General features: G+C 35.8%; 10 protein-coding genes and 1 pseudogene. 6 read left to right on the forward strand and 5 right to left on the reverse strand.

What is annotated here, in order from left to right; all coding sequences use genetic code 11:
- A partial coding sequence (locus RLO81_RS11065; RefSeq protein ID WP_350111451.1) for a DUF5117 domain-containing protein occupies positions 1-506 on the reverse strand: 506 nt, incomplete at its 3' end.
- Positions 507-635: 129 nt separating this feature from the next.
- Here RLO81_RS11065 and RLO81_RS11070 point away from each other — a divergent pair.
- The 3 genes from RLO81_RS11070 to RLO81_RS11080 are packed head-to-tail and all read left to right on the forward strand — an operon-like array spanning position 636 to position 2,201.
- On the forward strand, positions 636-1,238 hold the full coding sequence (locus tag RLO81_RS11070) for an RNA polymerase sigma factor (protein WP_350111453.1): 603 nt from the start codon (positions 636-638) through the stop codon (positions 1,236-1,238).
- On the forward strand, positions 1,238-1,531 hold the full coding sequence (locus tag RLO81_RS11075; protein ID WP_350111455.1) for a hypothetical protein: 294 nt from the start codon (positions 1,238-1,240) through the stop codon (positions 1,529-1,531). The genes RLO81_RS11070 and RLO81_RS11075 overlap by 1 nt, the downstream gene beginning before the upstream one ends.
- Entirely contained in the window at positions 1,518-2,201 is a 684-nt protein-coding gene (locus RLO81_RS11080; protein ID WP_350111457.1) for an energy transducer TonB, read from the forward strand. Before RLO81_RS11075 ends, RLO81_RS11080 begins: the two co-directional genes overlap by 14 nt.
- Before the next feature lie 53 nt (positions 2,202-2,254).
- On the opposite strand, the gene RLO81_RS11085 is transcribed toward RLO81_RS11080, so the two are convergent.
- From RLO81_RS11085 to RLO81_RS11100, 4 genes are all read right to left on the reverse strand, one after another.
- Complete coding sequence (locus tag RLO81_RS11085; RefSeq protein WP_350111459.1) at positions 2,255-3,745, reverse strand: S41 family peptidase; 1,491 nt, start codon at positions 3,743-3,745, stop codon at positions 2,255-2,257.
- A 72-nt stretch (positions 3,746-3,817) separates the two neighbouring features.
- On the reverse strand, positions 3,818-4,894 hold the full coding sequence (locus RLO81_RS11090; RefSeq protein WP_350111461.1) for a helix-turn-helix domain-containing protein: 1,077 nt from the start codon (positions 4,892-4,894) through the stop codon (positions 3,818-3,820).
- Positions 4,895-5,320, reverse strand: a complete 426-nt coding sequence (locus RLO81_RS11095) for a DUF6265 family protein (RefSeq protein WP_350111463.1) — start codon at positions 5,318-5,320, stop codon at positions 4,895-4,897.
- A 55-nt stretch (positions 5,321-5,375) separates the two neighbouring features.
- Positions 5,376-6,182 (reverse strand): DUF6597 domain-containing transcriptional factor, encoded by an 807-nt coding sequence (locus tag RLO81_RS11100; protein WP_350111465.1) that lies wholly within the window; start codon positions 6,180-6,182, stop codon positions 5,376-5,378.
- Between the two features lie 154 nt (positions 6,183-6,336).
- Between RLO81_RS11100 and RLO81_RS11105 the strand changes: the two genes are divergently transcribed.
- From RLO81_RS11105 to RLO81_RS11115, 3 genes and pseudogenes are all read left to right on the forward strand, one after another.
- Positions 6,337-6,915, forward strand: a complete 579-nt coding sequence (locus RLO81_RS11105; RefSeq protein WP_350111467.1) for a toxin-antitoxin system YwqK family antitoxin — start codon at positions 6,337-6,339, stop codon at positions 6,913-6,915.
- Between the two features lie 132 nt (positions 6,916-7,047).
- Complete coding sequence (locus RLO81_RS11110; RefSeq protein ID WP_350111469.1) at positions 7,048-7,476, forward strand: Hsp20/alpha crystallin family protein; 429 nt, start codon at positions 7,048-7,050, stop codon at positions 7,474-7,476.
- Positions 7,477-7,633: 157 nt separating this feature from the next.
- Positions 7,634-8,009 (forward strand): annotated as a pseudogene (locus RLO81_RS11115) (Do family serine endopeptidase); the annotation flags it as partial.

Genomic DNA, 8,009 nt, shown 5'->3' on the forward strand with positions numbered 1-8,009 from the left:
GACTTTAATCTTCCCGAAACATTGTGTGCATCATCCATTAAAAAGTCAGAAAGGTCAATTAATACTTTATTTTTATCCTCAGCCTCTACTCTGAATCCCCACAATACAGATTGAGCAAACGCGTCTTCTACAGACTTTCGCTCATCTTCATTATCGCTTTTGGCCAGATAACTGTAGTTAGGCTGAAGCATTAATATTTTTGGTCCTCTACGGATAAATTTTACTACTCTTTCCCGCCCCATCTGATTACGGTCTAACCCAATGTCATTAGAACCAATACCTGCAGCTAGCGATTGCACATATAAAAACTCTTGATCCAGTTTATCAATTTCAAGAAATACCTTGTCGGTTTTTGAATCATAATAGTAATTAAAGAAACCCTCTTGTTTTTTCATACCCTCCGTTTTTGCGGAGATACCATCAGAGTTTTTATTAGCAGTGTTTATGGAATTAGCGTAAGCTGTGCATCCTATGAATAGGAATAGAAAGAGATAAATGTTTTTCATATTTCAATTGTTGAATTGATGGATTTAAAAATACTATAAATCAATTAGCTGTCCATGAAATATTTGATGATCGGAAATGGGAATATAAAAATGTAAATTAATTGTGACCTTTTGAATGTGGAGGATTATATGGATAAGACCATCACCTTAGGAACTGTGAGCGATGCCAATTACATGTCTGAGCAGGAATTAGCCGAAGAGCAAGAATTGATTGTCCGAGCTAAGCGCGATGCAAGGGCATTTGGCGAGGTATATAACAGATACTTTGAACGGATATTCAACTTCATTTTACGAAGAACGGATGATGAAGCGATTTCTGATGATTTAACATCGCAGACATTTCTAAAGGCCATGCAAAGTTTGAAAAAATATGAATATCGAGGGGTGCCATTTTCTGCCTGGTTGTACCGTATTGCGCATAACGAGGTAAACAAATTTTATAACAAGCAGAAGCGCAAAAAAGTATTTAGTCTGGAGCAAGAACAACTTTTTGAGTTTATTCAACCAGAGGAGGAAGCAGTTTTTGATGAAGAAAAACTGGCTGAGCTGATGGAAGTGTTAAAAGAGTTGCCAACAGAGGCGGTAGAAGTGTTGGAGCTACGATTTTTTGAAGAAAAGAACTTTAAAGAAATAAGTTATATCTTGAATATTGGCGAAAGTGGAGCTAAAATGAGGCTTTATAGAGCTATTGATAAGCTAAAAGAGCGGTTTAAAATTAAGTATAACGACTGATGGGTAGACATGATATCAGATTGAGACGACAACGCATGACTTCAAGGAGAATTGAAGGATATAAGGACTATGCGAGTCTAATGGAGCGTCATAAATCCAGCAGATTAAAGAGACTGATTAAATTAATTTTCTTGTTGCTGTTTTTCACCGCACTGAGTGTTTTTGCTTATTACGCGTTAAGCAAAATCGAAAAACAGAATAATAATGAGCCTGAGAAGCAAGCTCAGGCATTGTCCCGGCCGGGTGTTTTTAATGAAGAATTACTAAACACCTATAACTATGGAAAAACGTAAAAATCCAGAAAAGGAACTGCGAAACAAGCAAGGCCTTTTCTTTAACATGGGCTTATTAATTGCCCTGACGCTCTGTGTTGCCGCCTTTGAATATAAGGTGGAAGAGAAAATTGTGCATGTACCGGAATTGGAGGTAGATAAAATAGACCTTTATTTACCTCCTATTACAGAACACAAAATACCCGAACCGCCTAAGCCTAAACTGAAGATGCCAGACCCTACTAGGGTTAAGGCAGCACCTCCAGACCCTAAGGAATTTGAGCCATTGTTAGAGCCTTTGAAAAAGAATGAAAGCCCCAATGATTTGTTGGGCGAACCACACTTTATAGATATAATGCCGGACGAAGAGCCTGATGAACCTTTTCTTATTGTTGAAGAAATGCCGGAGCCTCTAGGTGGGATGAATGAATTTCTCAAGTTCATTGGTAAAAACTTAAAATACCCTTCAAAAGCTAGAAAAATGGATATTGAAGGAAAAGTGTATGTACAGTTTATTGTTAATGAAGTTGGTGAACTAGTAGATATTGAAATTATTAAAGGAATAGGGTCAGGTTGTGACGAAGAAGTTTTAAGACTTTTAGCCAAAGCACCTAAATGGAACCCAGGCAAACAGCGCGGAGTGCCCGTAAAAGTGAAAACCGTATTACCGATAGAATTTAGGCTTGATTGAGTAGAACAAAGCCCTACTAAGCTTTTAAAGCTTGGTAGGGTTAATCAAATTAATTACTGAAAAGTTAGAGTTTTACCTTTCCAGGATAGTTGTTTTGGTTTCTGGTTTGCTGTATTATATCGTAATACAACACCATCAATATCCGTAGTTAATTCTCCATCTTCTTTGAAATACAACTCACTGTGAATCTCAAAAAAGCTCATCATTTTTCTGTTCATATATAGAAATAAACGGCCATTATTCTCTTCGATAGTGATGTTGTTTTCGCCTACTTTGTACTTGCCGGGTAGTTGCTTTAATAATTCCGAAGGAATTTTGGAATAGTTTTCTTCAGCTTTAAAAGTGCTTATGGCGACCAACCAGGGGTCGATTTTGTTCAGATGTTTCTCAGACGTATATGAAGTTTCAACAACAGGACTTAGCTCTTTCCTATTATCAGTGCTCCAGGTTGTTGGCCAAAACTTATGAGTTAAAGAAATCTTAACTTTTGAATTGGGCAGTTCAAAAACTTTTATATCACCAACTGAATTTGGACCTTCACCAGTTCCTTCGCCAATAATTACGGCCTTTGTGTTTAGCTCCAATATAGAAGTAAGCTCCATCACTGTTCCCCGTGTTGCACGACTAGTCAAAACAAATAATTTGCCTCTCTGATTGATGGATTCGTTATCCCTGACAATATCAGTGAAAGACTTGAGTTTAAAACCATTACCACCGCCTCCAAATCGATTATCAATTATCAATTTATCCACTTTTTTTGAATCGAGGTCTTTAGCTATACCCTTTATAAATTTTGAAAAATTATCGCCTTTTTCATTGTCTATGATAGCCTGAAATTGAACCGTTAAAGTTTTTGTAATGGCATCGTACGATTTCCAATAATTCTGATCACTAGTATTTCCAACCAACTCACGTTTCAACTGTGAATAAGTACTGTAATCAGAAAACGACACAGTGATGGTTTTTTCTTTTTCTGTAGTTATACTTACTTCATTTGCATTTTCTGCCAAGACACCACTTCCCTTTAGCCAAAGGCCATTTTGAACATAGAAAGGGTATAAGTATTTCAGGTAATTATCATTATCCGCAGATAGATAAGGCGCGATTATTTTATAAAGTGTGTCAATTTCAACACCATTAATTGCTGTAATCTTCTGATTAATTAATGCTTTATTTTGTTCGATGGCATCTAGTACATATAGCCCATCTTCAAACCAATAGGTTTTAATTGGAAGAATAGCATTATCAAAAGCATCTTGAATTGGCAGCAGTTTATTGCCTTCATCATTAAGCCCGGCCAAAAACTTTTGTATTGCCATTAATTTTTGAGAATTGTTTGACTTCTCGAAGTCAATTTTCAGTAAATCAAAATCAGTGGCCAGTTTATTTTCATCAACTGCAGGAATGGTTTTTAATATCTGTTCTTTTAAATATACCAAGTCTTCATTCCATTCTTTATCACTAATGGCTATTTGAGCTGCCAATACCCTGGGTAAAACTACTAGTGAAAAGGCGGCTAAAATATATTTGCAGAGTCTCGCCATATCAATCAATTAAATTTGATTCAATACAACGCTATTCTATTATTAAAGTCGTCCGGAAACGTGATTCAGGATTTATTTTTGCTCTTTTTTGAACTGATTGGGAGTTAATCCGGTCTTTTTCTTAAAGTGTTCATAAAAAGCAGACTTGGAGTTAAAGCCTACCTCATATAGTATTTCCGAAACATTCAGACCATTAGTTTCTTTAAGCAGCTTTTTAGCTTCTTCAATCCTTTGTTCATTAATAAAATCAGAAAAATTAGTTTTATAGGTGGTGTTGATGGTTTGTGATATTAGTCGGGGAGGTTTATTCAAAAGGGCAGAAAACTGTTCTAAACTTAATTCTGGTTCTAAGTAAACTCGACTGTACTCAAGACACTTTTCAATGGCGTTAGACGTACTTAGGATGTCTTGTTCAGTGAATGTTGAGTCTTTGTATCGCTCGTTTTCCTGTTTAAAGATTTCTTCATCGTTGGTTGAAATGCCTAAGAATAATTTTGGTTGAACAAGCCCTTTAAAGAACAATGTGTTTACAAAAATGAAAATAGCGACTAATAATATAGTAAATGCCCAATCATAACTCAATAAAGAATAGGAACTAAAAATATTACCCGCAAGGTCTACAAATGCTATGAGAATCCAGAAGCAGATCATGTAAAATGCCCAGTTCAGGTTTATTCGCTGATACTGCGATTGTGTGTAGGTTATTATTTTTTGGTAACGTTTAATAGATGTAAGTGAAAGAATCAGGTAAACATAAACTTGAACCAACACTAAAATTCGCATGCTAAGTTCAAGAGGCTCCCAACCAAAATTTGAAAGAATGATAGCAACTGGAGCAAGTAAAAAATGAAATATAACCTTTCGGTTCAATGGAAATTTTCGTAGCTGTAAAGCCCTTATGTGCAGATATATGAATGGTCCGTATAATGCGCTAAGGCCAATCAGTAACTTTGAATCTGCCTCAAACGGGATAATTGCGCTTAAAAGATTAAAGAGCATGTGAATGCCCAAAACCGTTAATAATAAAGCGAGAAACAGATTACTTCTCTTCTCTTTCTTTATTTGAGTAGTTAAGAACAGAGCAAAGAAAAAACACTGAAATACAATTAATCCAAGTAACCCAAGTTCTAGTTTCTCGCTTATCGGCATTTAATCAGACGGACGCTTAAACTCAAAGTTAATAGCTTTTTGGTCATCTGAAATGGTAACAGTCAGCCTTTCGTCTTTCAATATGTACTCTATTTGTTTAGGGAAATCATGGTCTGGGTTTTTGCAAATGAAATGGCCGGGTTCAATGAGGGTCATTTTAAAATGGGTTGGTTCGGAGTTGTGAGATACATCTGCCACATAAAACCAATCGTCTTCCTTTTTTGTGATGGTAAGCGTTTCATAAATGGTGGTATCACCGTTTTCAACACCGTAAGCTTTCCCTATTAATTCGTCCGAATGTAAAACCCATTCTTCGATAGACCCATTCTTTTGGTTTACCCATTGGCCATTGAGCCAGTCAAATTGATCTTGAGCCTGACAACTACAGATCAAGAAAATTAGAGGAGGTAGTATTAATAGTTTCATGATGTTTTTGTAGCAAATATGTAAAATGCTAATCACGAAAGATTGTATAAATGCGTCAATTTCGTTTCAAAAAGAAATTGGCTAAAGAATCATCATCAAGCCCGTAGGTAGATGGCTTCTCACCGGTAAATTTCTTAAACTCTTTAATGAAATGAGCCTGATCGTAATATCCCGAATGAAGGGCTACCTGACACCATGAAGAATCACCCTCCTGTATCAGTTTAAATATGTTATTAAACCGGATAATACGTGAGAAATATTTTGGGGAAAGGCCTATTATATTCACAAACTTACGCTCAAAGCTTCTTCTACTTATTCCAGCATTAGTAATTAACTCATCTATTTTTATTTGACCTTTGGATTCTATGATTTTACTAACAATAGCAATAAAATGTCCATCTTTTCTAGTGTTATTCTCTATTAAATGCTGAAAGTATTGATCCAAAATTTCGGGGTTAACAATCGTGTTTGAAAGATTAGCTATAATGCTCTTCAATGCATCTAATTCAGCAGAAGTAAAATTGCTAATAGATATAACTTTGTCAGTAAAGCCACCTACATCTAATCCGAAAAGTTGCTTTGGTGCCCACGGCTGGAGTTTAATCCCCAACATATCAATCACCCCTGTATTTCTAAGATAAAAGTGATTACTTATTTGGCCTGAAAACAGCCACTTACTCTGTAGCTCCCACTTATCAAAGAGCCTAATTTCATAGTTATCCCCGAAATGAAAAATCAGCTCAGGATAGCCATCTGGTATTACTTTCTGTTCAAATGGGGTTGTACCTTCTCCAGATACAATCCAGTAATTAACAATATAATTTTTTAGCGGTATACTTGGCTTGTATTCTTTAAATATCATTGAATTAACACATTCATATCATCTAGTTTAGCATGTAAAATAGATAATTAGGGTATGGGAAATTATAAAAGAAACATTTTACTCAAAACCTGAATTATCCAAAATTATTAATTTTGTAGGCGAACTTTAAATCACATTAACAAGTACATTAATCATGAAGAAATTAAGTTTAGTAGTTATTGCGTTTTATTTGTTTGGCTGTAATCAATCTGCAGAGTTCAGTGAAGCTACCATTGAGGGATTAGCAGAGCTTCCATCCAATGCCACAAAGGAGCCTTATGAGGGAAGCCCGGATTTAGTTAAAGTAACATACACTGATCCTGACGGCATTGTTAATTCAGGGGATTATTTATTGGGAAAAAGAAATGGCACCTGGACAGAGTTTCATTCGAACGGATTGGTGAAATCAGTGACTGGTTATGTAGGGGGCCTAAAACAGGGTTCTTACACAGAGATTGATGATCGAGGACAATTAATGGTTTCGGCAAGTTATTATAACGACAAATTGCATGGCACCTGGACCAAATTCAATCGCTCGAGGGTGAAAGAAGAGAAAAACTTTGTGAATGGAAAACTTGAAGGAGTTTCGAAAATGTTCTACGATACAGGAAATTTAATGGAAGAAGGAAACTATGCCAATGGTGTACGTCACGGTGTATCTAAATGGTACGATCAGCAGGGAAATGTGACAATCGAGTATGAATATGAAAATGGAGAATTGATTAACAAATAAGACATATTGTCCTGATCACTAGTGTTTTACGGCCAACTTCTGACAAGTTGGCTTTTTTTGCGTCTAAAATTTGAGTGGCATTTCATTTGAGGCTTTTTAGTAAATTATTTAAAACCATAAAAAGGAGGAATTATGACACTTATTAGAAGAACAAATGATTTATTTCCGACATTCTTTGATGATTTCTTCGGAAGAGACTGGTTTTTGAACAATGATCAAAACACAGCTAATACAATGCCTGCAGTAAACATTGCAGAAAATGCAGATAACTACTTAGTAGAAATGGTAGCGCCAGGCATGAATAAGAAAGACTTCAAAATAGAGTTAGACAATCAATTGTTAACGATCTCTTACGAGAAAGAGGATACAAATGAGAATAAGGATGTAAATTATTCTAAGCGAGAATTTTATTACCAATCATTCAAAAGATCATTTACGCTGCCTCAAACGGTAGAAAATGATAAAATTAAAGCCAAGTATGAAAATGGCCTTTTGATGATTCAAATTCCTAAGAAAGAAGAAGCAAAGCAAAAAGCTTCCAGATTAATAAGTATTTCTTAAGAATTAAAGAGAAAAGCATGCCGATGGCAATCCGCTGTCGGCATTTTTATTAAAAAATGTTAAAAAAGTTAACGTCTGGCTTTGCTGGGCGTAATTCAAGGGTAAATGGCGTGCTTTTTGAAAGACGTTCATGATGTACAACAAAATAGGTCAAATTATGGAGATTAAGAATTTCGGGTCGTTGGTTTTAGCGGCCATTATGGGGAGTGCAATAACAGTGGGTTCTTACCAGTTAATGAATCAGGATGCTTCTTTTCAGTTAGAGCATGTAAACAGCACGCCAGCCATACAAGCAAAATACAATACAGATACAAAGGTAGTTGAAGTACCAGCAAATTTTACTGATGCTGCAGATAAGGTAATGGATGCCGTAGTTCACATCAGATCAACTCAAAACGCACGACAAAGTGCTAGAGGAAACGAGTATAATCAAATACCAGAACAATTCAGAGATTTTTTCGGACCATTCTTTAGAGATGATCGTGGTTACAGACAAGGTCCTAGAGTAGGTTCAGGTTCAGGAGTGATTATTA

Source organism: Fulvivirga sp. (assembly GCF_040220315.1).
Lineage (GTDB): Bacteria > Bacteroidota > Bacteroidia > Cytophagales > Cyclobacteriaceae > Fulvivirga.